We start from the raw sequence: 25,550 nt of genomic DNA on the forward strand, positions 1-25,550 counted from the left end.
CATGGAATTGGAAGCAGTCATAAGAATCTGGCAGCAGATCAAGATCAAAGCCCAGTATCTGAGAGGAAAAATCGCCTCTCAGATACTGGGCTTTTGATTATTGAACGTCATTTGGTTGGGTGCTTACGTGCGGGCTGCTCCGCTTTGGACACAAAAGCGCCTGCATTCTTCTAAAAAGAAGACACAGGCGCTTAGTTTGCTTGATATTATTCGCCCATCACGTTTTCAACGACTTGGACGATTTCATCGACATAGCTGTCGACTAACGGTTGGGTCTTGGCTTCGGCCATGACCCGCAACAAGGCTTCAGTGCCTGACGGGCGAACCAAGACGCGGCCGTCGCCGGCCATTTTGCTTTCAACTGACGCAATGGCGGCTTTGATTTCTGGATATTGTTCCCAGTTGTTCTTGTCTTTGACCTTCACGTTGACAAGTTTTTGCGGATAAGTCGTCACCGGGGCGGCCAGTTCAGACAATGGCTTGCCAGTTTGCTTCATCACATTGAGCAATTGGATGCCCGTCAACATGCCATCGCCGGTATTGTGGTAATCCGACAGAATAACGTGTCCAGATTGTTCGCCGCCGATGTTATAGCCATTGGCGCGCATTTCTTCAGACACATGCCGATCGCCCACGGCAGTTTGCACCGACTGCATGCCGTTGGCTTCAAGTGCTTTGTACATGCCAAGGTTGGACATCACCGTGGTCACAACAGTGTCTTTCTTCAAGCGGCCTTGGGCTTTCATGTAGCTGCCTAAGATGAACATGATCTTATCGCCATCAACGATTTGACCCTTCTCATCAACGGCGATACAACGATCCCCGTCGCCATCAAAGGCCAACCCGGCTTGGGCGCCTTTTTCCACCACGAACTTAGCCAATGCTTGTGGATGCGTGGAGCCGACGCCTTTGTTGATGTTGATGCCATCAGGCTTGGTGGCCATGGTGTCAAATTCGGTATCCAAATCAGCAAATAAGCGCGATACCAAACCGCTGGTGGCACCATTTGCGGCATCCAAAGCCACATGGATCCCAGTCAAGTCATCGGATAAAGTCTGTTCCAGAAATTGGGTATATTTCAAGGCGCCTTCTGGATATTCGGCAACTGTGCCTAACCCTTCTGCAGCAGGGCGCGGCAAGTCATCGCTTGGGGCATCTAATAATGCTTCGATTTCTTCTTCAGTATCGTCAGACAGCTTGAAGCCGTCTGGGCCAAAGAACTTGATACCGTTGTCTTCTGCTGGATTATGTGACGCAGAGATCTGAATCCCTGCAGCGGCACTTTGCACGCGGATCAGGTAAGCCACAGCCGGCGTGGTGATCACGCCAAGGTTCAAAACCTCGATGCCTACCGACAACAAGCCGGCAGTCAACGCTGAAGCCAACATTTCCCCACTGGCGCGGGTGTCGCGAGCCACTAAGACCTTAGGCTTCTTGGCGCTGTCTTGGGCGTGTTGGGTCAACACGTATCCGCCGCAACGGCCCAAGCGAAAAGCTAATTCTGGGCTCAACTCTTGGTTTGCGATTCCACGAACCCCATCGGTACCAAAATACTTCGTCATCTTGTAATTCCTCATTTCATCTTAGTCAGTTGAATCTTTGCTTGCGGCATCTTTATCAGCACTTGAGGCACTGCTTTGACTGGTGCTGCTGGATGTCGCATCTTTCTTGCTGCTGGAACTGGTGGCACTTGCATCAGTATCGCTAGTGGCGCTGGTTGTGTCACTGACGATCACTTGCACCTTGATCGACTCTGGCGTCGCTGCCGTCAACTTCGGAAAGGCCTTGGTCAGCGAAATGGTCTTGGTTGTTGAACTGGCCACGCCAGTTACACTAACTGGCACATCAAGCGTTGAAATATCATCCAACATTGCTTTGGCCCCATAGATCTCAACGCTTTGCGTGTTCGTACTCAATGTCACATTCTTGCCTTGCGCCGGCGTGCCGGTGGGGTCAAGACTTACCTTCACGTGCTTGGAAGGCAGATAAATCGGCAAAGTCACATGCACCGTTTCTGGGTTGACCACAACATTAACCGTGTTGCCGTCTTGGTCTAAGGCCTGCAGCATCACTTCCTCGTTAACATCATCTTTGGTGTTGCGCTTCATGACCACATTGGCTACAACTTGATACACCCGGTCGATTTCGCCTTTGGCCCCGGTGATGTCGGCTGTTTCATCGCCAAGCTTTGGCGTGCCGACGGTATAGCCTGGGGCCAGCGAATCCTTATTATACTTCACTTGGATCGGTAAGCGGCGGGTTTTGCGATCTTGGATCTTGACGGTGATAGTCGCTGGTTTGATCTTATAGGTCAACGCCTTGTTCAGCCCGCTTTGACGCAGGTGCACCGTGTGCTTGCCGACCCCAAGTTTGGACAAATCGCCAATGATGCGAAAATTCTGGGTGTTGGCTGTCACGGTGACTAACGACGCAGCCCCTTCAATGGTCACGTCAACTTTTTCCGGGTAGCCGGTAATAAAATACTTATCCGAATCGGCATTCAACTGCAGCGGCACCTTCAAAGTCCGCTTGGCCGTCGCCGTGATCGAGGTTTCAGTGCGGGCGTCTTGGCGGGTGTTGTTGATATTTTCAGCGTTGACATAAGCAAACAAGCCGATTGCCAACAATAACGCCAAGGCGCGATAAGCCCATTTGCTTTCCCAGAAGTCGTTAAAGAATTTCATCGCTTTGCGCCTCCTTTAGAAAAGAAGTGGGCAAAGAGATGACTCAAGCCCGACTGTGGTTGGTCGTCATCTGCTGGCACCAGTTGCGCCGTCAGCAGCTTCATATAATCTTCGCGCGTCAAATCGCGGATCAGGTGATTGTTGTTGGTCACCGTCACCCCGCCAGTTTCTTCTGAAATCACGATGGTCAACGCATCTGTCACTTCGCTGATCCCCACCGCCGCGCGGTGTCTGGTGCCGAGTTCTTTGGGAATCAAGTTGGACTCTGATAGCGGCAAGTAAGCGGCGGCCACGGCGATGCGGTTGTCGCGAATGATCACGGCCCCGTCGTGCAACGGCGTATTCGGGATAAAAATATTGATCAGCAATTCGCCAGTCACTTCAGCATCGATGCCGATGCCAGTTTCAATATAGTCTTCTAAGCCCGTATTTTGCTGGATAGTGATCAAAGCACCGATCCGGCGCTTGCTCATGTATTGGATCGCTTTGTCTAATTCGGCGACCATCTTCTGTTCGGTCACATGTTCGTTCTGCTTGGTCCATGGCACCACCGAGCCGCGCCCTAAGTGTTCCAACCCGCGTCTGATCTCAGGTTGGAAAATGATCACAAGTGCCGGCACAGACCAGGTGATCACCAGATCAGTGACATAGCCTACAGTTTTAAGCTGCAAATACCATGAAATGATCTTGATGATGGCAATCACAAAGACCCCTTTAAGCAGCTGCACCGCCTTGGTCCCGCGAATCAGCATGATCAAGCGGTAAACCACATACCACACCACGGCCACGTCGATCACATTGGCCACTGTCGACCAAGTCAGCAGGTGGGCAAGAAATGTCTGCATGCGCTATCCTCCCATTTCTAGTTATCCGTGCAATTATACCACGATTCCTAGGCTAATTTGAAAAGTCTTAGTGCACGGCGCCAACGCCGCGCTTGCGGCATCCTTTGCTAGTCCGCAAGCACCAAGCCGCTTGGCCGTATCCCGATTTTCATCGATAAAATAATATTTTTCAGCGGCCAGATTGCGCGCGACGCTACGCGGTCTAGGGCCCTGCCATGATTTAGTTCATAATATGCCAGAACTTGAATACTTTGCGGTGGTTGAGGCGCTTTCAATGCGTTAGAATAGGCGTAACAAAGAATCTACACCGCCGCTTGGCAGTTTCGCTGACATTGCCAGCGGCACTTTGCGTTAAGAAAGGATCGTGGGATTATGAACGCGACTGAACAAAAGCGCGCACAATTCGCGCAGGCGGACGCAGTTGATGTCCTCGCCCAGTTGGAAACTTCTAAAACCGGCCTCAGCCAAGACCAAGCTGAGAAACGGTTGGCACAATATGGCACCAACACCATCACCCAAGCTGAGCAAACGTCACAACTGAAGGTCTTCTTGAAGAATTTCGCCAGTCTGATGGCTATTCTATTGTGGGTTTCCGGCTTGATCGCGATTTTGTCTGGCACTTTGGAACTTGGCATCGCCATTTGGCTGGTCAACATCATCAACGGCGTCTTCTCTTTCTGGCAAGAATATCAAGCCAAGAAAGCCACCAATTCATTGATGGCGATGTTGCCAACGTATACGCAAGTGTATCGCGATGGCAAATTGCAACAAGTCAATGCCACTGATTTGGTGCCTGGCGACATTTTTGCCTTGCAAGCCGGCAATGCGGTGCCAGTTGATGCGCGCTTGCTTGAAGCGACTTCGCTGCAAGTTGACCAAAGCGCCTTGACTGGTGAATCGGTGCCGGAATCCAAGACGGTGCGCTATGAACCAGGCGACGGCCAATTTGCCGAAACCAACTTGATCTACGCCGGCACCACTGTCGGCGCCGGCACCGCTTTGGCGGTGTGTTACGCCACAGGCATGCAAACCGAATTTGGCCGCATTGCCACACTGACACAACAACAATCTAAGGTCCGCTCCCCGCTGGAGTTGGAATTGGATCGCTTGACCAAACAGATTTCCTTGATCGCCATTGGCATCGGTATCGCCTTCTTCATTGCCGCGATCTTCTTTGTCCACTACCCGATCGCCAAATCCTTCATCTTCGCCTTGGGGATGATCGTGGCGTTCATCCCGGAAGGCTTGCTGCCAACAGTGACCTTATCCTTGGCCCATGGCGTCCAGCGCATGGCCAAGAAACACGCCTTGGTCAAAGACTTGAATTCCGTTGAGACTTTAGGCGAAACCACGGTGATTTGTTCAGATAAAACCGGCACACTGACCCAGAATCAAATGACTGTCAACCATATTTGGCTGGCCCATCGGACTTATACCGTCAGCGGCCAAGGCTATGTCAACAATGGCCACATCGAATTTAACGATCAGCCTGTGGATTTCCACGACGATCCGGATCTGGCAGTCTTGTTGCGCGTTTCGGCCTTAAACAACGATACCCGCGTCCAACAAGCAGACGGCAAATCCAAGATCTTAGGGACGCCAACGGAAGCGGCTTTGATCGTGCTGGCGGAAAAAGCCGGCTTTGATTTGGCTAAAGCCGAGCAAGAAACCCCGCGGCTGAAAGAATTCCCATTTGATTCCGACCGCAAGCGCATGTGCACCATTCATCAACACGACGAACATACCTTATCCGCTTGTGTCAAAGGCAGCTTGTCTGACCTCTTGCCTCAATGCGACACGATCCTGGAAAACGGCAAGCCGCGGCCTTTGACCGCCCAAGACCGCAAGGATATCGACGAAGCCAACAGCAAATATGCGGCAATGGGCTTGCGCAGCTTGGCTGTGGCTTACCGCCAGCTGCCTCAAGCTGAGGATGAAGAAGCCCAGCTTGCGCAAATGACCATTGAGAATACCGAAACGCAGCTGACTTTTGTCGGGTTAACGGTGATGGCCGATCCGCCGCGCCCAGAAATCTACGACGCTGTGGCCAAGTGCCACCGCGCCAATATCAAGATCATCATGGTCACCGGCGATTCGACCCTGACTGCCAAATCCATTGCCGTTAAAATCGGCTTGACCTCTGACAAAGCCCGCGTGGTTACCGGCACTGAATTGGATGCCATGAGTGAAGCGCAGCTGCAAGAAGCCTTGCGCGGCGAGATCATTTTCGCTCGGGTCGCCCCAGAGCAGAAATACAAGATCGTCTCGACCTTGCAAGCAAACGGTGAAATCGTGGCTTCTACTGGCGACGGCGTCAACGATGCGCCAGCCTTGAAGAAAGCCGACATCGGCGTGGCCATGGGCGTGACCGGTACCGACGTGGCCAAAGACGCTGCAGACATGATCTTGACTGATGACAACTTTGCCTCGATCGTGGCGGCCATTGAAGAAGGCCGGGCGGTTTATGCCAACTTGCAGAAGTTCTTGACTTACATCCTCAGCTCCAATGTGCCAGAAGCCACCCCGTCGATGCTGTTTCTGTTCTCTCGCGGCATGATCCCGCTGCCGATGACGATCATGCAGATCCTTACCGTTGATTTAGGCACTGACATGCTGCCGGCGCTTGGTTTAGGCTCAGAACCCGCCGAAGCTGGGGTCATGAGCCAGCCGCCGCGGCCGCGTGATGCCCACTTGCTCAACCGCAAAGTGATCATCAAAGCCTTTGCTTGGTATGGCTTGTTGACCAGTGTGATTTCGTCTTTTGCCTACTTCTTTGTCAACTGGCAAAACGGCTGGCCGAAAGTCGCCTTGTTCGCTTCCGGCAATGGCTATGCCCGCGCCACCACAATGGTATTAGGCTCGATTGTCTTCTTCCAAATCGCCAACGCCTTGAACTGCCGCACGCAAAACGCCTCAGTATTTAAAGCCGGTATCTTCTCCAACAAGCGCATTTGGTACGGCATCGTCTTTGAAGTCTGCTTGTTGTTCGTATTGACGATCGTACCATTGTTCCAAGGCTTGTTTAACACGACCGCTTTAGCTGGGGCAGATTGGCTGTTCTTAGCCGCGATTCCGATTCCAGTATTCTTGATCGAAGAAGCGCGCAAAGCTTTTGTCCGTCATCGCGCAAGCAAGCGCGCTTAAGCAAATATAATAACGCCTCACCATCTGAATTGATGATGAGGCGTTATTTGGTTTGAGCAAATCAATGTTCAGCACATATTTGGGATGCAGCTTAGTCCAAGGAGCAAGGCATGCGAAGCGTTGTGGCTTGGGCCCAAATGTCATCTCGCCTTATCTCAACCGCTAAATGCGGGCTGCTTAGGCGCGGCGGCGGCTGGATTCGATGCTGGCTGACTTGCCCCACCACAATGACACCAACACCGCATACAACTCGCCGAAACGATCAGGCGAAGCGCCTGGCTCCCAAGTATATTGGGTCACATCTTTAGGCAAATCAAGCGGCAAGGCGCTTGATTTGATCACCAAATCCGCATGCACCAAGTCGCATTGGTTCGGCAGCAGCTCGACAAACGGCTGCTGGGAGATCATCGCCATCAGATCCACATACTCCAAAATAGTTTGCTCCACCACCAAGGCGACTTTTAGCGGTTCGCGCGGATGAAAGACCCCGCGTAGTTGAATGAGGTTGCGATAATAATTCTCTGCTAAAGGATCGATCAGCTCAATGAAATTCTCCAAGTGCTTGCTTAGCATCACCTGCGTCAAGGTCTGCCGAATCGCCCGCAGATATTGCGGATCTTCTTGACGCTGCTGCAAGTTGCGGTTGAACGCATAAGCCACCAAGGCATTGAAATCTGTGCCCAAGGCCACCACCGAGCTGGTGACTGCCAATAAATCGGCAATCAACACATTCTCTTGGCCGTCATCTTGATGCGGCAGCCACTCAGAAAACGCCGCGACAAAGCTGGTGACCAAGCGATAGATGCCTGGGGCATAGCGCCTGAAGCGTTCCACCACGATCGGCAATTGCGGATCGCTGCCCACCATGAATACCGGTTCAAAATGCAACAGGAAGAAGCCAAACTCGGTTTCGCCCATCAATTGATTGCGCGTCATCGGCGGCAATTGGAAATCCGCAAACCGCCCATGGCCTAACGCCAAATCTAAGCTGGGCAAAGGATAATCCAACACCGCTTGGTTGCGGTCATACGTCAGCACATGCCCCTCTAGCACCCGCCGATAGGCAATCGCCAAATAATACATGGCCAGCTGGCGTGCAACCGGATTGGTCGGTTGTGAGTCTAAGGTGAGATAAAGCGTGTCCATCAACCGAGCTGCAGAAGACTCGCTTAAGTCGGCAAAGGGCCACTCAGCGCCAGCAGTGGCTTTCCAGATCACAGTCATCATAAACAAGCGGATCTGGCGTTCGCTGCCGCTGAATTTCAACGCTTCTGGATGCATTTGAATGCCAAAGTGTTCCGCCAAATTCTTGAGCGGTTTGAGATGGCGCAACACGGTCAAGCGCGACAAATGCATAGAGGCAGCGAACTCTTCAAAGTTTGCAAACTCGCCGCTTAATACCGCTTGTAAGAAATGCCAAGCATCGGTTTGCTTGATCATATATAAGCGGACCGTCGCCACTGGAATCGCAAACAGCGTGGCCAGATCCGCATGCGGATCACCAGCAATGTCACCTAACACGAGCAATAGATCGTTGTAAATATTATAGATACTGCCATAATTGCGCTCTGTCGTTGCGGCAACGGCGCGCAGATTCACCTCCTTGACCAAAGTCTCACCCTTGCGTTGTGCGGCCAAGCGTTCCCCAACGCTGACCTGTGATGCGCGTAACTCCAAGATCGTTTTGTACAAGTTCAAGCGGTCGCTTGCTGAGCTCGATAAGAAAACGTCATCGTGCGTTTTTGCCATGGATGCCACGTTCTTCACTCCTCCCCTTTTCGGTTTCGTCAAGAACAATTATAAAGATTCATTCACGTAAAAACGGTCAATATCCGTAAGAATTATTAAGGAGTTCTGAACGTTTCCTCATCATATTCGCATGAGCGATCGTGAATTGCGGTTAAAAGCGGGTAATATCAGGCTTCTGGTGTGAAAAGGTGATGAGTCTGTCGTACCAACCGGTCAGCATTAAATGCGCAAAAAGTTGTGCCGCTGCAATCAAAAACAGCTATGGCCCACAATTCAGTAACGAATTGTGGGCCATAGCCGGGCAGATCAATTAATTGCGGTACATCTTGAATTCAAGGAACAAATCGTTGTACATCCCGACGACAGCAGGATCCAGGTCTTTATAGACTTCAGAGCGCTTGATCACGGCTTCGTCTGGGTAGAATTGCTTATCGTCGCGGATCTTCTTCGGCAGCAGCTTCTGCGCGGCGGCGTTAGGCGTAGTGTAACCTACATACTCGGCGTTTTGAGCGGCGTTTTTGGGGTCATCGATGAAATTCAAGAAGGCATAAATGGCCTTGAAGTGCTTGGCGGTTTTGGGGATGACGATGTTGTCAAACCACAAATTAGACCCTTCTGAAGGTACGATGTAATGCAAATGGGAATTCTGCGCCATCATATCAGCGGCTTCGCCTGACCAATCAACGGCCACTGCGGCTTCGTTGTCCGCCATGTACATCTTGATTTCATCAGCCACCACGGCTTTGACGTTTGGCGCCAATTCATCCAGCTTGCCTTTGGCCGCTTGCAGCGTCGGCGCATCGGTGGTGTTCATCGACTTGCCTAACGACACCAAGGAGAAGCCTAAGATGTCGCGCGCCGAGTCAACCAGCATGATGTTATCACGATAAGCCGGCTTCCATAAATCATCCCAGTGCTGAATGGCGCCAGGCTTGACGAATTTGTCGTTGTAGATGATGCCCAGCGTTCCCCAGAAATATGGGATGGAATACTTGTTACCAGGATCAAAGCTGCGGTTTAAGACATCTTTGTTCATGTTGTTAAGCCCTTTGAGCTTAGATTTATCCAAGGGGATCAACATGTTGGCCTTCTTCATCTTCTCGATCATGTATTCAGAAGGCACCGTCAAATCATAAGACGTGCCGCCTTGTTGGATCTTGGTGTACATGGCTTCGTTAGAATCGAAGGTTTCATAATTCACATGATAGCCGGTTTCTTTCTCGAATTTCTTGATCAACGCCGGGTCGATGTAATCGCCCCAGTTGTACAGGTTCAAGGTGTTATCACCAGTGGCGCCTTGCGATTTCTGCAAGTCGCTGGACCACAAGGCCAACGCACACACAGCGATCAACACGGCGACGGTCATACTAATGAGTTTCTTCAATGTGTTGGGCCTCCTTGTGCTTGCGTTGCTTTCTGTGCACTGAGCCTTGTTGAATGAAGTAATACCCCACCACCAAGACCAAGGCAAACAAGAACATCACCCCAGACAAAGCGTTGATTTCCAAAGAAATGCCTTGCCGAGCGCGCGCGTAGACTTCCACCGCCAGCGTGGAGAAGCCGTTACCGGTGACAAAGAACGTTACCGCAAAGTCATCCAGCGAGTAAGTGAACGCCATGAAGAACCCGGAGAAGATCCCAGGCGTGATGAAAGGCAAAATCACCCGGCTTAAGGTCTGCCAGTTGTTGGACCCTAAGTCCCGCGCGGCGTCTAACATCGACTGGCGCATTTCTTGCAGCCGCGGCAGCACCATCAACACCACGATTGGAATGGAGAAGGCGATATGGCTTAACAGCACCGACCCAAAGCCCAACGGCAAATGCAGTGCCGTGAAGAAGATCAAGAAACTGGCGCCGATAATGACATCAGGCGACACCATTAAGATGTTGTTCAACGACAAAATGGTGTTTTTGACGATTGGCTTGGTGGTGCGGCTGATTGCCAACGCTCCTAAAGTCCCAACTGCCGTGGCGATCAAACTGGACAACAGCGCCAACAACAAAGTGTCAATGACGATTTGGATCATGCGCGTATCAGCGAACAATTCCGCATAATGGCTGAAGGTGAAGCCTTGAAAATTGGTCATGGTATCGCCTTTGGAGAAGGAATACATGATCAAATACACGATCGGCACATACAAGATGATAAACACGAAGATCAGATACAGGTTAGACCATTTGAATTTTCTCATGCGTGGCGCCCCCGTTTCTTCTTGCGTTCACCAGTTAAGAACATGATGATCACCATGGCCACGATCAAGATGACCCCGATCGTCGAGCCCATCCCCCAGTTCATTGTCACCAAGAAATGTTCCTCAATGGCCGTACCTAAGGTGATCACGCGGTTGCCGCCGATCAAGCGCGTCAGCATGAATAAGCTTAAGCTGGGGATAAAGACCGCTTGCACGCCGGACTTGACCCCAGAAATCGTCAGCGGCCAAATCACCTTGGTAAAGGTCTGCCACCCGCGCGCACCAAGGTCGCGGCTGGCGTTGACGAAGCTTTCGTCCAGCTCTTCGATGCCGTTGAAAATCGGCAAGATCATAAACGGGATCTCGATATAGCTGGCCACCAGGATAAATGCCGCATCGGTGAATAAGAACTGCTTAGGGCCGATGCCCACCATGCGCAAGAACGTGTTGATCCCGCCATTTTGCGAGAAGATGCCAATAAAGGCATACGCTTTAAGCAACAAGTTGATCCAAGTCGGCAAGATGATCAACAACAGCCACAACTGCTTGTGCTTGGTGTAATGCAGCAAATACGCCGTCGGATAAGCGATCAACAAGGTGACCACGGTGATCACGAAGGCATACCACACTGAGTTGAAGGTCATTAAGATATAAGTGCCGCTGGCAAAATACGTCTGGTAATTGGCCAAGGTGAAATTGCCATTGATGTCAAAGAAACTTTGATACACGATCAACATCATCGGCGCGATGACAAACAACAGCAGCCACAGCACATAAGGCACGTAGAACGCGACGTTAGTGTTGGTTTTCTTCATCGTCGTCCTCCCCGCCTTCATAACTTTCCAGCCGCGCATCGAAGTCTTCTTCCGATTCGTTCAAGCGCATGACGTGAATGTCTTCGGCGTCAAAAGTCACGCCGCACACCTCGCCATCCACTGCCGGATTGGTGGAATGGATCAGCCATTCGTTGTCCAATTGGTCATAAGCGACGATTTCATAATAATCCCCACGGAACAATTGGGTGTCGACTTTGACTTGGACTTTGCCTTCATTGATCGGCACCAGATCCAAGTCTTCCGGCCGCAGCACGACTTCAACTGGTTCATTGGGCCGCATGCCGGCATCTGCACATTCGAAGGTCTTGCCGTTGAATTCCACCAAGTAGTCTTGAACCATGTGGCCGGACACGATGTTGGATTCGCCAATAAAGTCGGCAACAAAATGGTTGATCGGCTCATCGTAAATATCCACCGGTGTGCCGGATTGTTGGACTTCGCCGTCGTTCATGACGAAGATCTCATCAGATAACGCTAAAGCTTCTTCTTGATCATGGGTGACAAACAAGAAGGTAATGCCTAAGCGCTGTTGCAATTCGCGCAGTTCATATTGCATGTCTTTGCGCAGCTTGGCATCCAAAGCCGATAACGGTTCATCCAGCAACAACACCGCCGGCTCTAAGACAATGGCGCGGGCAATGGCAACGCGCTGTTGTTGGCCGCCGGAAAGCTCGGAGATCTCCCGATCGGCCAAGCCTTCCAGGCGGACCATTTTCAAGGCGTTGGTGACTTTCTCAGTCACCGTCTTCTTCGGCGTCTTGCGGATGCGCAAGCCGTATGCGACGTTCTCAAAGACATTTAAATGCGGGAACAAAGCGTAATCTTGGAAAACGGTGTTCACCGGCCGCTCGTTAGCCGGCACATCGTTGATGCGCTTGCCTTCAAATAAAACGTCGCCTTCAGAAACGTCTAAAAAGCCGGCGATAGCGCGCAAGATCGTGGTCTTGCCGGAGCCGCTGGGGCCCAGCAAGGTGTAGAATTTGCCTTGTTCGATCTCAATGTTAATGTCTTTTAACACGACCGTATCGTCGTAGTTTTTCGAGACGTGCTTCAGTTCGATGATGGTTTTGCTCAATATGACTCCCCCAGTTTACAAATACGATGCAGTGGCAACCAGCATGATCACCGAATGGCCTTTGGCGGCGTTGATGATTTTATGTTGCTTGGTCGCATGAAAATAAATCGTCTCGCCGCGCTTGGCTAAGTAGCGATGCTCACCTAAAGCCAATTGCACGCGGCCTTGGACCACATACACGAAAGTTTCCGCCGGACTTGGCTCAAAGGTCTTGAACTCCCCGCCGGCGGCAAAATCGATGCGCACCGGCTCCATTTCGTTCTCATTGGATTCAGGCACCAGCCAGCGCAAGGTATAGCCGTGTTCTTCGTCTTCATAAGTCACCTGATCATCTTTGGTGTACACCAATTGCTGATTAGGCGTTTCAGCGAAGAATTGCGCCGGCGTTTGGCCTAAGACATTCAGAATGTCGAAGAAGGTCTCCATGGAAGGCGACGATTGGCCGTGTTCAAGTTGTGAGATATACCCTTTACTCAAATCCGTACGCTCACCCAATTCTTCTTGAGTCAGATTCTTTTGGATCCGTAAATCACGAATTTTCTGGCCTATCTCCATGGAACACCCCCTTAGTCAAGCCTTGGCTTGACTCGCCTGTCGCCCACCTTGTTGTGGCGCGGTGTGAACACGCGCCAGGTTTGCTTAAACTAAACATTAAGTTTACTGCCAAGCTCTAATTATAATGGCTGATGCCACGATTACAAGCAGATTCTGTTAATTTATCTGTGGCAAAATGATGACAATGCAAAAAAGCGCCCTCGGCCGCTGCATGAGGCTGGTGACGCTGGGGTTATGGTGATGGGCCGGAGCGGTTTTGCTGCGCGATGTGGCGGCGGCGAGTTGGCGCAGGCTGTGCGGCCGGTTCCAACCGCGCAAAAGGACGCGCGTTTTCCACCTAGTTTCAAAGCCAAGCGCTCGCTGCGCTCACCTTGCTTGTCTTTGAAACTGCCGCGATGAGCAGCATCAGCCAAGTAAAGGGCACTTGGCCGCTGCATGAGGCTGGTGACGCTGGGGTTATGGTGATGGGCCGGAGCGGTTCCGCTGCGCGATGTGGCGGCGGCGAGTTGGCGCCACACCGCTTCGCTGCACCGCTCCTACGTTATTGGAATCAGATTGGATTCTGGCAAAGCAAACATGATGAATCGACGCCTTCAATGAAAAATGTGGCATGTCAGAAATAGTTCTAGGACCACCGACTATTAACATCAGCATTAAGCGGTGCAACATTCTGATGAGACACAAAAGATGCATCATGAGTTCGTGTTACCGGACTCGTGACGCATTATTTAAGCTTGTGGTCAATCACTGCTATTCAGATTGGATGCCGCAGCAACGTTCAACAAAACGCCTGTAATTTACATTATCGCACTGCGGATCAGTTCACTGCAGCTCCTGCTGGTCGATTCTCAGACTGACTGGACATGCAGGCAGCTGCTGATAAATTTCGCTAACTGCTACACGTCGCCTTGGCCAAACCTGCTTTGCTCGATCACAACGTCAGCTAATTTCGACTAAGGAGGACCGGGGGCGCGTTGTGACGTGGGCCAGCGGGTCGGTCAGGCCGTGAAACGATCAGCGGCACAAGACGAGCGGGTTGTGCTTGGCTTGCGGCGGTGATCGCGGCAACTTTTGAGATTTGCAAGGCGAGCCGCAGGCGAGTGCAAAGCTCAAAAGTTAGGCGGAAAACACGCGTACTTTGCGTGGTTGCAGCCGGCCGCACCGCCTGCGCCGACCCGCTGGCCCACGGCGCAACGCGCCCCCGGTCCGGCAGGTCTGGCCCAAACGTCAGCTCGATCCAATGGCACAAACCGCCATCAGCTCAGGCTGCCTTACACACACCGCTAAGTACGAGCTGTTCCGCTTTGGTCTATAATTGCTGCAGCGGTTTCGGCGTTGTTGACGCCTTGGCTCAAATGCGCCGCCAAATGGTTATCGATATAACCTTGCTCATGCAAATCATGAATCGCCGCGCGCTCTGCTGCCAAAGCGACAGTGCGCAAGCGCCACAATTCAGACTCATATTGCAGCGACTTGTGCTGCTTCGCCTTCACCGTCGCGATGCGGCTGCGATATTGCACGATCAACGCATAGATCACCTGGCGATTGTAGTGATGCTTACGCTGTTCTGGGCGTTTTAAATATGCAGACAAATGCTTCAGCCCGCCTTTGGCCAGATCCTTCTCCAAGGTCAGGCGCGCATTTTGGCCAGCGGCATGCCAGCCAATCAAGTGCTGGCTGCGATGCGTCAACGCCAAGCGCCAGCGGGCCAAGCGCATGCGCAGTGTCGGCGTGCCGTGATGCGCCAACATCGTATCGATATCGGCTTGACGGCGGGCGATGCGCTTGGCAAACTTGCGATACAGCTGAGGCGCCAAGGTTTGGCGCTGGGCTTGTAGCGTCGCAAGTTCCCCGTCTAAGCCGATGCGCCGCAGTTGTAGTTCATCTTGCACCAGCGGCGGAATCAGCGCTTGTGAATCGTCGGCTTGCAGATCCAAGCGGCGGATCAATAGTTGGTATTCGCTGATCAAATCCAGCGCCGGCTTTTGATTCTGTTCGCGGCGTTCAGATTCAATGCGCCGCACCGCCATTTGATACAAGAAGCGCTGCGCTTGCGCCACCGTCAGCTGGCGCGGTGCTTCAACTGGCGTGGTTTCTTCATCGCTGGTTGCCGACACTGAAGACCCGCGCAACGTCAGCGGCGTGCGCGACTGGGTGATCAAAGGCAGCCCCACCACTGCCACCACCAAGCTCAACACCACAAACCCGGCAGCGATGAACAGCATCAAGTGCCGTTCTGGAAAAAGCTGGCCGTCAGCCAAGCGCATTGGCACCGCCAACACCCCGACTAACGTGATCGCGCCGCGCACGCCGGATAAACCGGACAACAAGGCCGTTTTGAAGCCGACTTGCGGCAGATGGCCGAGCTTTTGGTAACTCCACACCCAAGCCACGCGAATCACCAACACCACTAGATACACCAACACCACATCCAACAGCGCCTGCCAGGTGTTCACATCGCGCGCGGCAATCGTGCTGTGCATCGCCACCGGCAATTCAATGCCTAAGATCAAGAAAATGATCCCGTTCAGCAAATACACAATGATATCCCAGGTGCGCTCAGACACGATCCGCAACTCCGGCAGCGCACTGATATAGCGATTGCCCCGGGCGTTATTCAACAGGCCTGCCACCACCACCGCGATCACGCCAGAAGCATGCAAGCCCTCATCGACTGCCAAATAAATCACCAGCGGCGTGACGATTTGCAACACGGTATGCAAAATGACATCATTGATGCCTTGTTGCAACAGCCACAAGCGGCCTAAGTTGATCAACGCGATCAAACCCGCCCCAGCTAAGGCGCCGACGATTGCCACAAAGAAGAAGTCGCCAATCGCGCGCGTGGCCACGAAGCTGCCGGTGACTGTGGCGGCGATGCCATATTTGAAGCCGATCAAGCCGCTGGCATCGTTGATCAAACTTTCCCCTGCCACCAAATGCAAGATCCCTTTGGGCAGATGCACACGCTCGGCAATACTTTGCACGGCAATGGGATCGGTGGGACTCAAGATCGCCGCCAACGCCAAACTTGCCGCCAGCGGCAGCGTCGGGATCAGCCAGTGAATGAACCAGCCGCCAACAAACGTCGTGACAAACACCAAGAAAATGGCGTTGCCTACGATTGGGCCTTTTAACGCCCACAGCTCGCTTTTGGGAAAATGCCGCCCATCGTTAAACAACAAAGGCGCTGTGAACAGCAACATGAACCAATCGGTATCCATGTCGAGCTTTAAGTTAAACACCACCGCCACGATCAACCCTAAAGCCGCTTGGATCAAGGACACCGGTACCGCCACAATATAATGGCTTAACACATTAGATAAAATCACCAAACACAATAAGAGAATGATTGCTGTTAATAACGCCATGCCCTCGCCTCCTCCACACTTTTTTCAGTTTACCACAGATACGAAAACAGGAATGAGACATAATTCCCATAGTCGCGAGACATAAAGCAACGCCAAGTCACACAAACGCCCAGATACCGCGATTCAAAGTTCAGGATCGTGGTATCTGGGCGCTTGTGCGTTTGGCTAAAAGTGCTTGATGTCTCAGCCTCGAGGCAGGTTAATCGGTACCGATGATGCGCACTTCCGGTTGCAGATGCACGCCAAATTTCGCAAACACCTCGCGCTGCACCAAGTGGATCATCGCCAGATAATCACTGGCCGTGGCGCCGCCGATGTTGACGATGAAGCCGGCGTGTTTGGTGGAAATCTGCGCGCCGCCAATGATGTGGCCTTGCAAACCAGCTTGTTGGATCATCGGGCCGACATAATGATCAGGCGGCCGCTTGAAAACCGAGCCGCAAGACGGATACTCCAGCGGCTGCTTGCTGGCGCGCAAGGCGTTGAGGTGATCCATTTGCTGGCGAATCGCCGGCTTGTCGCCAGGCGCCAGCTTGAACGTCGCTGACACCACCACGTCACCGGTTGCTTGTACCAGCGAGTGGCGATAAGAGAAGGCCATCTGCGAATTGGGGTAAGTCTTCAGCTGCCCAGCTTGCGTCAACACAGTGACTGATTCGATGTGTTCAGATACTTCGCCTTCATACGCCCCGGCGTTCATAAATACCGCGCCGCCGACAGATCCTGGGATCCCGGCGGCAAATTCAAGGCCGGTTAAGCCGGCTTGATACGCGGCTTCGGTGGTGTCGATCAAGCGTGCGCCTGCTTCAGCCACCACGCGCTGCCCTTGGGCTTGGATGGTTTTCATCTTGGTCAAGATCAATACCAAGCCGCGAATGCCGCCGTCTTTGACGATCAGATTCGACGCGTTGCCGATCACCGTCAGCGGCAGGCTTTCCGCCTTGGCATAGGCCAGCAGTTGCTGCACCTCTTGGATGCTGGTGGGAAAAGCCAGTTGGTCAGCCGGCCCTCCGGTTTTGGTAAAAGTGTACTTGCTCAACGGTTCGTCGCGCAAGATCTCAAGCGAATCTGGCAATGTTGCGTCCACGGTGCATCCTTCTTTCTTCCATTCTGTTGTTATTCTAACACAGTTGTCGTTTGTTGCGGGCTCTTGTACAATAGGCCCAAAGGAGCTGATCTTGTGAAGCTGATTTCTTGGAACGTGAATGGCTTGCGAGCCGTCTTAAAAAAGGATTTCTATGAAACTTTCAACCAACTCGACGCCGATTGGTTCTGCCTGCAAGAAACGAAGATGCAAGCTGGTCAGGCCACATTAGAGCTGCCTGGCTACCATCAATATTTTAACTATGCCCAGCGTAAAGGCTACTCTGGCACGGCAATCTTTACCAAACATGAACCAATGAATGTTACTTATGGCATCGGGGTGGCTGAACATGACACTGAAGGCCGCGTGATCACCTTAGAATACCCAAACTTCTATTTGATCACCGTCTACACACCAAACTCCGGCGCCGAACTCAAACGGCTGGATTACCGACAAGACTGGGATCAAGCTTTCTTGGCTTACACCAAAGCACTGGCGGCCAAGAAGCCTTTGGTGTATTGCGGGGATTTGAATGTGGCGCATGAAGCTATCGACTTGAAGAACCCCACCTCAAACCACCACAACGCCGGCTTTACCGACGAAGAACGCCAAGATTTTACCACCCAGCTGAGTGCCGGGTTCGTAGATTCTTTCCGCCACTTCTACCCGGATCAAACTGATATTTATTCTTGGTGGAGCTACCGCTTCGGCGCCCGTTCGCGCAATGCCGGGTGGCGCATCGACTATTTTGTCGCTTCTGATGACTTCGTGCCTTACATGCAAGACGCCAAGATCCATACCGAGATCTTAGGCTCTGATCATTGCCCCGTTGAATTAACCGTGGCTGACAGCTTGGAGGCATAGCATGGATTTCATCGCAATGGATTACGAAACCGCCAACGCCCAGCGCGCTTCGGCATGTTCGGTGGCGTTGGTGGTGGTGGAAAACAGCCAAATTGTTGATGCCTTCTACTCTTTGATCGACCCGGAAGTCAATTTTTCACCGCGCAACATTCAAGTGCATGGCATCACGCCGCAACAAGTGGCCGGCGCGCCGACTTTTCCCAAGATCTGGCCGCATATCCAACACTTCTTCACCCCGCAGCGCATTGTCACCGCGCACAATTCGCCTTTTGACGTGTCGGTGTTGCGCCGCAGCTTGGAACGCTACGACTTGCCGGTACCAGCATATCAAGTCATCGACACCGTCAAAACGTCGCGCGCCTTGTTGCCGGGGCTGGTTAATTATAAGCTCGACACAGTTTCAGACGCCTTGAATATTCCGCTGGAACACCATCACAACGCCTTGCAAGACAGTTACGCCTGCGCGCGGATCTTGTTAAGCGAAGCGCAACAATTCGGCGTTGACCGGTTGAACAGCTGGCTGAAAACCGCATAGGCTGTGACATCAAGCGGCGCTGCGCCACGATTCTAAATCGCGGTGCAGCGCCGTTTGCGTGACTTGGCGTGGCACAATGGCTCGTCGGTGTGGTTACTTGGCTGGATAAATATTACGCAAGCCATTGAGATCAGCGCCGGACAAGGTCGTGATGCCTTGATCCACCGGGTACATAATCGATGTGGTGGCCGGTGAGTGATCTAGGCCTAGTGCATGGCCGATTTCGTGCATCGCCACGGATTTAGACAACTGGCTGGCGTAAGTTAAGTTCAGTTGGACATGGGCATGGTTGATCGTTGATTGCACAATGCCAAAGCGCTGGGTGATGGTCGGGCCGCCTTTGCCCAGCTCGAAGCTGGTGGTGTTAGCCGGCATTTGTTTGTGATACACGCCAAAGGTGATACCATTTTGCGTGCTGGAAGCGGTGCCTGGCTTAAGTGTCACAATGCCGGTGCGGTTATAAGTGGCGACGGCTTGTTCAAACAATGGCCGCATGTTCTGCGGCGTCGCACGGTCATAATGATAATAATACGTTGACGACAACTTCATGCCTTGCACAATTGACTCAGTCGGTGTGGCATCAGTGGTGTCACTGGCACTTGACGCCTTGGTGCTGCTGGTAGTGGCGCTGCTGGTCGAAACGCTTGTCGTCGCGCTGCTGGCAGTTGGCATTGGCGCTTGATTGCTTGGCAGCTGAGGCCACACAACATAGCGCCACGCGGCCAACACCGCCAAAAGCAGCGCCACGCGCAGCAAGAATCGCAGAAATTTCAAAGCGGCACCTCCTTCATTGATTAAGCATACCGGAAGTTGGGTGAATTCACGCTGTCCTTAATGATTTTTTAGACAAAAAAAACAGGCACCACAACAATTGCGAATGCCTGTCTCCTCCCGCTTCTTACGCAAAATCGGACGTGTTCACGGGATCGTTTATGTCTCTTTCAGACTGCAAGCTGTCTGTGCTCCCTCGAGACAAGTCAATTTTACCACAAGCTTATGACTGTGCCAACTGTTTACGATAGCGTAAGTAAACGATCACCACCAACGGCAGCGTCACCATCAGCGCCGGATAAAACCACACATGCGGCAACCCGCTAAACAGCGCCCCGCCGATGATCGGCCCCAGCACCATCCCCGCATCCATGCCGATGTAAAACGTGGAATTGGCCAAGCCTTGCTCGTTAAGTGGCGCAATCAACAAACTGGTCGCTTGACACACCGAGTACATCACACCATAACCGCCGGCCAAACCAAACGCCGCAATCAGCATCATCCAGTTATTCACCAGAAACGTCATCCCAAGCATCCCAATGGCATTGGCCAGCACCCCTGCGGCAAGAAAATAGCGAAACGGCAAACGGTCAAAATAATCCTTCAGCCCCAACCGCAGCGCCAACAAGATCCCGGCGTAAATCAAGAAGAAGCTCCCTACCATCACATGCAAATGCCGACTGGCCACGTACTCCACTAAGTATGATTGGGTGGCAAAGTACGGAATCGATAACAACATGATCAACAACGCCACCGGCACCACCTGCGGCTGTACAATCCGCAGGTGCTGCGGAGCTGTTTGTGGTGCCTTGGCGGCTGGCCGACCATGATCGGTGATAAATTGGATCATGATCAACAAGCTCCCTGCAAGCACCACTGCACACAAGAACGCCGCGCGATAGCCGATGTGCTGATAGACAAAGATCCCTAATGCCGGGGCGATCGCCATGCCCAAGGCGTTCATCATGCCATAATAACCCATCCCCGCACCAATGCGATCACGCGGCAACAGCCCTGAAAGCCATGTCGCCATACACACCGAACACAAGGCAAATCCCAAGCCGTTGATCACCCGCACCACCGCAATCATCCACCCGGCTGTGGCCGTCGCATAACCCAGCCCGGCAATCAGCAGTAGGATGCCGCCGATGAGTGCCAGGCGGAACTTTGAGATGCGATCGGTGAGCTGCCCGGCAAACGGGCGGAAAACCAAACTGGTGAGATTCATCACCGCCGCAATCAAGCCGGCGACAAAAGCCGTTTCACCCAGGCTGGTGGTAAAGCCGACGATCAATGGGTTGACCAGCATGGTGGTGGACATGTAGCAGAAACTGCCGAAGAGGATCAAGGTGGTGTCTTTGGTGAAGATTTTTTTAGTCTGAGCAGGCAAGCTGCGGCCTTCTTTCTGAAAACGATAAAGATTATTGTACCACAGTTTGCAGGGGGGATGGGTTGGGCATGGCGCTGCAATAGATATGAGTGGTTTGTGAGGGCTGCACATGGGCGCGGTGTTAATGACTTTGAAAACGAAAAGTCCCCGCATGTGCGGGGAATACTGCAACTGCCTGATGTGACAACTATCCAAAACGGGATCACCCCCGCATCCGCGGGGAATACAGATATTTCTCTATGCCACGCGCCCACAAGTAGGGATCACCCCCGCATCCGCGGGGAATACTGTCTGGTGCGCGATGACCGCCGGTAACTTTTGGGATCACCCCTGCATCCGCGGGGAATACCATCTGACTTTCTTGGTGCCTCTTCTGTCTCTGGGATCACCCCCGCATCCGCGGGGAGTACACTAAACAATCCGCGATCTATCAACGTTTACATTTTGTATAGTTGTCACTTTTCATTACTTTGCTGTCTTCCACGTCTAGGTTTTTAAGTTAACACGAATACGCAATATTGTCGAGATAAATTTCATGATTATGTATGAATTAGATTAGTGCTAAGGAATAGGCCAACAGGTATGTCTGCAATTAGCTCACGCACCCTATAAAACAACCTGCACTTACGATGATCCCTCTCGCGTTTTATTTCTTGGCATTCAAGCGAACAATTCTTGTCTTGCCGTGTACTGTGATTAAACTGACTCAATCGCCAAACTACCTGACATTGTCAATAAAACCGCTGAATCTCTGATTGTATTGCATCAGCTGTTTTACGAAACGAATTTAACAAGCAGTTTCACTCAAATCATTATATCGACAAAGAAGAATCACATTTTTTGGATGTGTTAACGTAAAGTCAATCGAGCTACGTAAACCATAGTCATAAAGCGCCATATCAGCCCAAAAATAAAAACACCCAACTGCTTTAACAGCCAAGTGTCTCAATACGATTGATTAATTTCAATGATAGTTATATCAATATCGCCCTCACAAATACACATATGCGGCGAGATTACCCAATCATTCTCCTATAAGCTTTACCGCTAATGGAAACTTATACACCCGCCGACTGTTACCACCAGCATCTTTTTCTTGAATCGCATAAGGCGTTTTGGCCAAGGTGACCTCGCCACGGTAGACATACTCATTGGCACGAGAAGATTCAAAGAGATAAACATTAACGCCATTAGTGTTGGACTCATTCAACGTCCGATTCTGCATATATTCAAGGCTCTGATCTCCTGATCGACCCATACCCGTGTAGTGAAATAAGCCATCATTCTCCCAGCGATCCTCATAAGGGTTTCGTTCCGGATCATCACTGTGCTTGGCAATTAGTACCAATGAATTCGTCCGCTTTGACCGGCGCATACCGCCTTGTTTGGAGACCAGAAAAGCCGATGATAGTTCTGCATTGGTATAGCCATGGCCAACAATCAACTCTGAGATGTGTCGTGGTATAGTATGGTCGCGAGATATCTGTTGGTGATCAGCCGGACCGTTGTGCGTTGCCGGAGCCACCGCCTGTTTCTTGTCAGCCAATGTCGCCAATAACTTTGCCTGTGCCACGGTATCGTCAAGGTATAATATTCCACGCTCAAAGACTAAAGGATAGGCTAGTTGTTTTACCATACCTGTATCAAATTTAACGGTAATCAAGTCACCATCAAACGCGCTTACAATACCGTGGCCGTATTTTTTGTGGGTCACTGATTGATCTATCATTACGATCTCTCCTTAATTGAGACATTGGGCTTAACCTTCATTACATCAAGCCAGTTATCATCAAGAAAATTGCAGCTCTAGCTCATCATCATCGATTTCTAGCAAATCAAACAAATAGCGAAGCATGCGCATTTTGTTCCAAGTTCCATTATCCGTCCACAAGTAGACGCCTTCAGCAATTCGGGTATAGCCCGGCTCTGGCTTATCGCTGAAGGCATTATACAACATGGATCCGCGCGCCTGCCGTTCTTGCAACGCCAGAATGTTGAGTTGTTCAGGATAACGCTCATATAGTTCGGATACAACACCAATCTGCATATGTTTCCACACTTTATCCGTGACAAACGGACCATCTTGAAATTGATAACCGACAAGCTTTGAACCAGTGTAATCTCGCTCTGGATCAAATGGTTCAACATCGTGCATGACAACGGGATCGTGGTAATCAGTTTTCGGCAAGGCAAAGATACGGGCTAGTTGATGCGCAAGTTGTTCAGTCCGATCTCGAATTTGTTCTTGTTGCCATGTAGCTTGCGCGCCCACTGCTCGTGTCAATCCAAGATGGCTGGTCGCATAAAAGGCGCGTTTCTTATCAAACGAGGCATTCTGCATCTCAGAATTGTAACCGGTTAGGGTTAGATTGCCTAGTGTGTGCAGTAAAGCCGCATGAATCTCATCTGCTTGGCTACCTAATTCATGGCGCCACTGATTCGTCAATTTCTGAGGCATGATATGCTCAATCGACAACTTCTTTGTTTCCAATCCTCCAAAGACATCAACGGCTTCTTTATTGTCAAAGTTTTCCAACCGCTCAAACAAGAAGCTGCGGACCCCCGGTTTCAAGCGATAGATATCACGCTGACTCAACTTCTCAATGAATTCCTCGTCGTTAGGGAAGCGACCAGAGTCACGCTTGCGTAGTAGAATTGCCGCCAAAACATCGGCATAGCTGATTCCTGGGTGAAGTCTGCGCATCACATCATGATGGAGCGTCGCAAAGATTTTGTTCAACGCATTAGTTGGCGCCTCCACAATTGCTCGACGAAATAGGTAGTTTTCGACAATTTTGACCGCCACTTTAAAATCCGCCATGGTCAACTCACCTGTGCGGACAGATGCCAACATCCCCAGATAAAACACATTCTGCGTGGTACTCATCAAATATTGATCTCGCTGCAAATACGCGTCAATATCGGCAACACCAGTCTGACCATTCAGGAGCATCTCATAGTTATTGGCATACATCAACAGCTCTTGTAGCAATTGCTCTTTATCTGGATAATCTCCGATGCAGTCCTTAAATTCAAAATACAAACGCTTGTTAGCGGTCACCCGATTACGATGATTCGTGAGCCAATATTTAATGAGCGGTGTCACATCATATTGACTCTGGCGCTCAATCTGACTCCAATAACTTTCAAAGTATTCAGTTTGTCGCTCATAGCTTTCGTTCATCAGCAACAAATTTCGCACCTTGTCAGCATCGGTTAAATCCAGACCTGTTGAATTGATGCTTTCAAATATCAATTGTGGGTCATCATCCGCTTGTAAGTTGAGTTCCATCACCTCAAGCTTCTCAATCGCATCAAAAAGCTGATCGTTAGTGATCGGCATAGTTTCCATGGCTTTCTGAAAAAATTCATAGTTGGTCGTGATATTAGAAGGCCGCGCAAAGTTTTCAGGCGCCTGAAATAGTTTCTTGTAGTGCTCTAAATCACGCTTGATTGGTCGTAGTTTATAGTGATCATTGGCTGATGTGAATTTGTTATAGATATACGTTTCATAAATTTCATCTGCCCGTTCCTGATTGTTCTCATCAAGATAGCGTTTTCGCAATGCGACTAATAATAATGTGATGCTGGTGATCCGCTGCTGGCCGTCGATCACGACCACCTCATGTCCATCTTCAGTCTTGGTCACGATGCTACCAAAGAAATGGGACGGCTTATTGTTCTGTGCCACCCAAATCAAATCTTGGAATAGTTTGGCAATATTTTCGTACTTCCAATCATAGTTGCGTTGATAAACGGGGATTTCAATAATCTTGTTTTTTCCTTCAATGATATCAACTAACGGCGCCACATTACCCTTCATCCTTGTGCCTTCCAATCTATGCAATTTAGACCTAGCATAGCATAATTTCCTAATCAAAGTGATACCTTGCGGGAAACACTAAGGAACGTCGGCCTGCTTTAATTGACGCTCGGATTCACCCCTGCATCTGCGGGGAATACCGATCAATGAATGCATCTTCATAGGCCATTTTGGGATCACCCCCGCATCCGCCGGGGAATACCTAAACAATCCTTGATAAATCAGCGTTTGTCTTTTTCCAAATCGTCAATTTTAATCACTTTGCGTTCAACTTCCCGCCAGTGTTAAGTTACCATGAACACGCTTCCTTGTCGATAGACACTTCGGTTGGTTGTAGGTTATGAAAATTCAAATTATCCGCACGCATCAACCAATCACATTTCCGCAAAACCCGTCTTCCGGTTTACATAATCTCATTCAGTGTTACACTGATCATCCTGGATTATTCACCTCGGTATTGGGGACATGAAATCGCATCTGGCCGGTCTGAAAGCAACGTTTGGATCGTTGCGAATACTGACTGAGCGGAGAAGTTGGTGATCGATGCACCACGAACAGACCGACCCAGTTTTCGGCTCGACGCACGACCTATTCAGTTATTCAGTTCAGGTCGCCAACTGATGGACTTCGTC

The 25,550-nt window shown here is 51.1% G+C and carries 18 protein-coding genes; 3 read left to right on the top strand and 15 right to left on the bottom strand.

Annotated elements, in window-relative coordinates:
- Positions 1 to 206: 206 nt before the first annotated feature.
- The 3 genes from glmM to cdaA are packed head-to-tail and all read right to left on the bottom strand — an operon-like array spanning position 207 to position 3,529.
- Positions 207 to 1,562 carry a phosphoglucosamine mutase gene (glmM, locus tag ACGG90_RS13595; RefSeq protein ID WP_390410257.1) on the bottom strand — a complete coding sequence of 452 codons (1,356 nt, stop codon included), beginning with the start codon at positions 1,560 to 1,562 and terminating at the stop codon, positions 207 to 209.
- Between the two features lie 21 nt (positions 1,563 to 1,583).
- Positions 1,584 to 2,684, bottom strand: coding sequence for a CdaR family protein (locus tag ACGG90_RS13600; protein ID WP_390410258.1), 1,101 nt, complete (start codon positions 2,682 to 2,684; stop codon positions 1,584 to 1,586).
- On the bottom strand, positions 2,681 to 3,529 hold the full coding sequence (gene cdaA / locus ACGG90_RS13605; protein ID WP_390410259.1) for a diadenylate cyclase CdaA: 849 nt from the start codon (positions 3,527 to 3,529) through the stop codon (positions 2,681 to 2,683). Before cdaA ends, ACGG90_RS13600 begins: the two co-directional genes overlap by 4 nt.
- Positions 3,530 to 3,901: 372 nt before the next feature.
- Between cdaA and ACGG90_RS13610 the strand changes: the two genes are divergently transcribed.
- Positions 3,902 to 6,673 (top strand): cation-translocating P-type ATPase, encoded by a 2,772-nt coding sequence (locus tag ACGG90_RS13610; RefSeq protein WP_390410261.1) that lies wholly within the window; start codon positions 3,902 to 3,904, stop codon positions 6,671 to 6,673.
- A gap of 177 nt (positions 6,674 to 6,850) precedes the next feature.
- On the opposite strand, the gene ACGG90_RS13615 is transcribed toward ACGG90_RS13610, so the two are convergent.
- From ACGG90_RS13615 to murB, 8 genes are all read right to left on the bottom strand, one after another.
- Entirely contained in the window at positions 6,851 to 8,422 is a 1,572-nt protein-coding gene (locus ACGG90_RS13615) for a helix-turn-helix domain-containing protein (RefSeq protein ID WP_390410263.1), read from the bottom strand.
- Between the two features lie 310 nt (positions 8,423 to 8,732).
- Positions 8,733 to 9,806, bottom strand: coding sequence for an ABC transporter substrate-binding protein (locus ACGG90_RS13620; protein ID WP_390410265.1), 1,074 nt, complete (start codon positions 9,804 to 9,806; stop codon positions 8,733 to 8,735).
- Positions 9,790 to 10,614 carry an ABC transporter permease gene (locus ACGG90_RS13625; protein ID WP_390410267.1) on the bottom strand — a complete coding sequence of 275 codons (825 nt, stop codon included), beginning with the start codon at positions 10,612 to 10,614 and terminating at the stop codon, positions 9,790 to 9,792. The genes ACGG90_RS13620 and ACGG90_RS13625 overlap by 17 nt, the downstream gene beginning before the upstream one ends.
- Positions 10,611 to 11,429, bottom strand: coding sequence for an ABC transporter permease (locus ACGG90_RS13630; RefSeq protein WP_390410269.1), 819 nt, complete (start codon positions 11,427 to 11,429; stop codon positions 10,611 to 10,613). The genes ACGG90_RS13625 and ACGG90_RS13630 overlap by 4 nt, the downstream gene beginning before the upstream one ends.
- Positions 11,410 to 12,525 (bottom strand): ABC transporter ATP-binding protein, encoded by a 1,116-nt coding sequence (locus tag ACGG90_RS13635; RefSeq protein ID WP_390410271.1) that lies wholly within the window; start codon positions 12,523 to 12,525, stop codon positions 11,410 to 11,412. The genes ACGG90_RS13630 and ACGG90_RS13635 overlap by 20 nt, the downstream gene beginning before the upstream one ends.
- A 15-nt stretch (positions 12,526 to 12,540) precedes the next feature.
- A complete protein-coding gene (locus ACGG90_RS13640; RefSeq protein WP_390410272.1) occupies positions 12,541 to 13,080 on the bottom strand; it encodes a helix-turn-helix domain-containing protein in 540 nt (179 codons plus the stop codon).
- 1,283 nt (positions 13,081 to 14,363) lie between these two features.
- Positions 14,364 to 16,451: a cation:proton antiporter gene (locus ACGG90_RS13645; RefSeq protein WP_390410273.1), complete on the bottom strand. Its 2,088-nt coding sequence runs from the start codon at positions 16,449 to 16,451 to the stop codon at positions 14,364 to 14,366.
- Between the two features lie 199 nt (positions 16,452 to 16,650).
- Positions 16,651 to 17,538 carry a UDP-N-acetylmuramate dehydrogenase gene (murB, locus tag ACGG90_RS13650; protein ID WP_390410275.1) on the bottom strand — a complete coding sequence of 296 codons (888 nt, stop codon included), beginning with the start codon at positions 17,536 to 17,538 and terminating at the stop codon, positions 16,651 to 16,653.
- Positions 17,539 to 17,631: 93 nt separating this feature from the next.
- Between murB and ACGG90_RS13655 the strand changes: the two genes are divergently transcribed.
- Positions 17,632 to 18,399, top strand: a complete 768-nt coding sequence (locus ACGG90_RS13655; protein WP_390410277.1) for an exodeoxyribonuclease III — start codon at positions 17,632 to 17,634, stop codon at positions 18,397 to 18,399.
- Between the two features lies 1 nt (position 18,400).
- The gene (locus ACGG90_RS13660) at positions 18,401 to 18,934 is read left to right on the top strand and encodes a 3'-5' exonuclease (RefSeq protein WP_390410279.1); all 534 of its coding nucleotides are present in this window, start codon (positions 18,401 to 18,403) and stop codon (positions 18,932 to 18,934) included.
- A gap of 93 nt (positions 18,935 to 19,027) precedes the next feature.
- Here ACGG90_RS13660 and ACGG90_RS13665 read toward each other — a convergent pair whose 3' ends face one another.
- The 4 genes from ACGG90_RS13665 to ACGG90_RS13680 form a co-directional block, all read right to left on the bottom strand.
- Positions 19,028 to 19,708 (bottom strand): matrixin family metalloprotease, encoded by a 681-nt coding sequence (locus ACGG90_RS13665; protein ID WP_390410281.1) that lies wholly within the window; start codon positions 19,706 to 19,708, stop codon positions 19,028 to 19,030.
- Positions 19,709 to 19,928: 220 nt separating this feature from the next.
- A complete protein-coding gene (locus ACGG90_RS13670; protein ID WP_390410283.1) occupies positions 19,929 to 21,095 on the bottom strand; it encodes an MFS transporter in 1,167 nt (388 codons plus the stop codon).
- A 1,024-nt stretch (positions 21,096 to 22,119) separates the two neighbouring features.
- The gene (locus tag ACGG90_RS13675; RefSeq protein ID WP_390410285.1) at positions 22,120 to 22,824 is read right to left on the bottom strand and encodes a restriction endonuclease; all 705 of its coding nucleotides are present in this window, start codon (positions 22,822 to 22,824) and stop codon (positions 22,120 to 22,122) included.
- A 60-nt stretch (positions 22,825 to 22,884) separates the two neighbouring features.
- Entirely contained in the window at positions 22,885 to 24,918 is a 2,034-nt protein-coding gene (locus tag ACGG90_RS13680; RefSeq protein ID WP_390410287.1) for a DUF262 domain-containing protein, read from the bottom strand.
- Positions 24,919 to 25,550 lie beyond the last annotated feature (632 nt).

The organism is Lacticaseibacillus jixiensis, assembly GCF_042847315.1.
In the GTDB taxonomy this organism is placed as follows: Bacteria; Bacillota; Bacilli; order Lactobacillales; family Lactobacillaceae; genus Lacticaseibacillus; species Lacticaseibacillus jixiensis.

Coding starts and splice junctions, on each gene's coding strand:
- glmM (WP_390410257.1), bottom strand. CDS start 1,562: ATGACGAAGTATTTTGGTACCGATGGGGTTCGTGGAATCGCAAACCAA.
- ACGG90_RS13600 (WP_390410258.1), bottom strand. CDS start 2,684: ATGAAATTCTTTAACGACTTCTGGGAAAGCAAATGGGCTTATCGCGCC.
- cdaA (WP_390410259.1), bottom strand. CDS start 3,529: ATGCAGACATTTCTTGCCCACCTGCTGACTTGGTCGACAGTGGCCAAT.
- ACGG90_RS13610 (WP_390410261.1), top strand. CDS start 3,902: ATGAACGCGACTGAACAAAAGCGCGCACAATTCGCGCAGGCGGACGCA.
- ACGG90_RS13615 (WP_390410263.1), bottom strand. CDS start 8,422: ATGGCAAAAACGCACGATGACGTTTTCTTATCGAGCTCAGCAAGCGAC.
- ACGG90_RS13625 (WP_390410267.1), bottom strand. CDS start 10,614: ATGAGAAAATTCAAATGGTCTAACCTGTATCTGATCTTCGTGTTTATC.
- ACGG90_RS13630 (WP_390410269.1), bottom strand. CDS start 11,429: ATGAAGAAAACCAACACTAACGTCGCGTTCTACGTGCCTTATGTGCTG.
- ACGG90_RS13640 (WP_390410272.1), bottom strand. CDS start 13,080: ATGGAGATAGGCCAGAAAATTCGTGATTTACGGATCCAAAAGAATCTG.
- ACGG90_RS13645 (WP_390410273.1), bottom strand. CDS start 16,451: ATGGCGTTATTAACAGCAATCATTCTCTTATTGTGTTTGGTGATTTTA.
- ACGG90_RS13660 (WP_390410279.1), top strand. CDS start 18,401: ATGGATTTCATCGCAATGGATTACGAAACCGCCAACGCCCAGCGCGCT.
- ACGG90_RS13675 (WP_390410285.1), bottom strand. CDS start 22,824: ATGATAGATCAATCAGTGACCCACAAAAAATACGGCCACGGTATTGTA.
- ACGG90_RS13680 (WP_390410287.1), bottom strand. CDS start 24,918: ATGAAGGGTAATGTGGCGCCGTTAGTTGATATCATTGAAGGAAAAAAC.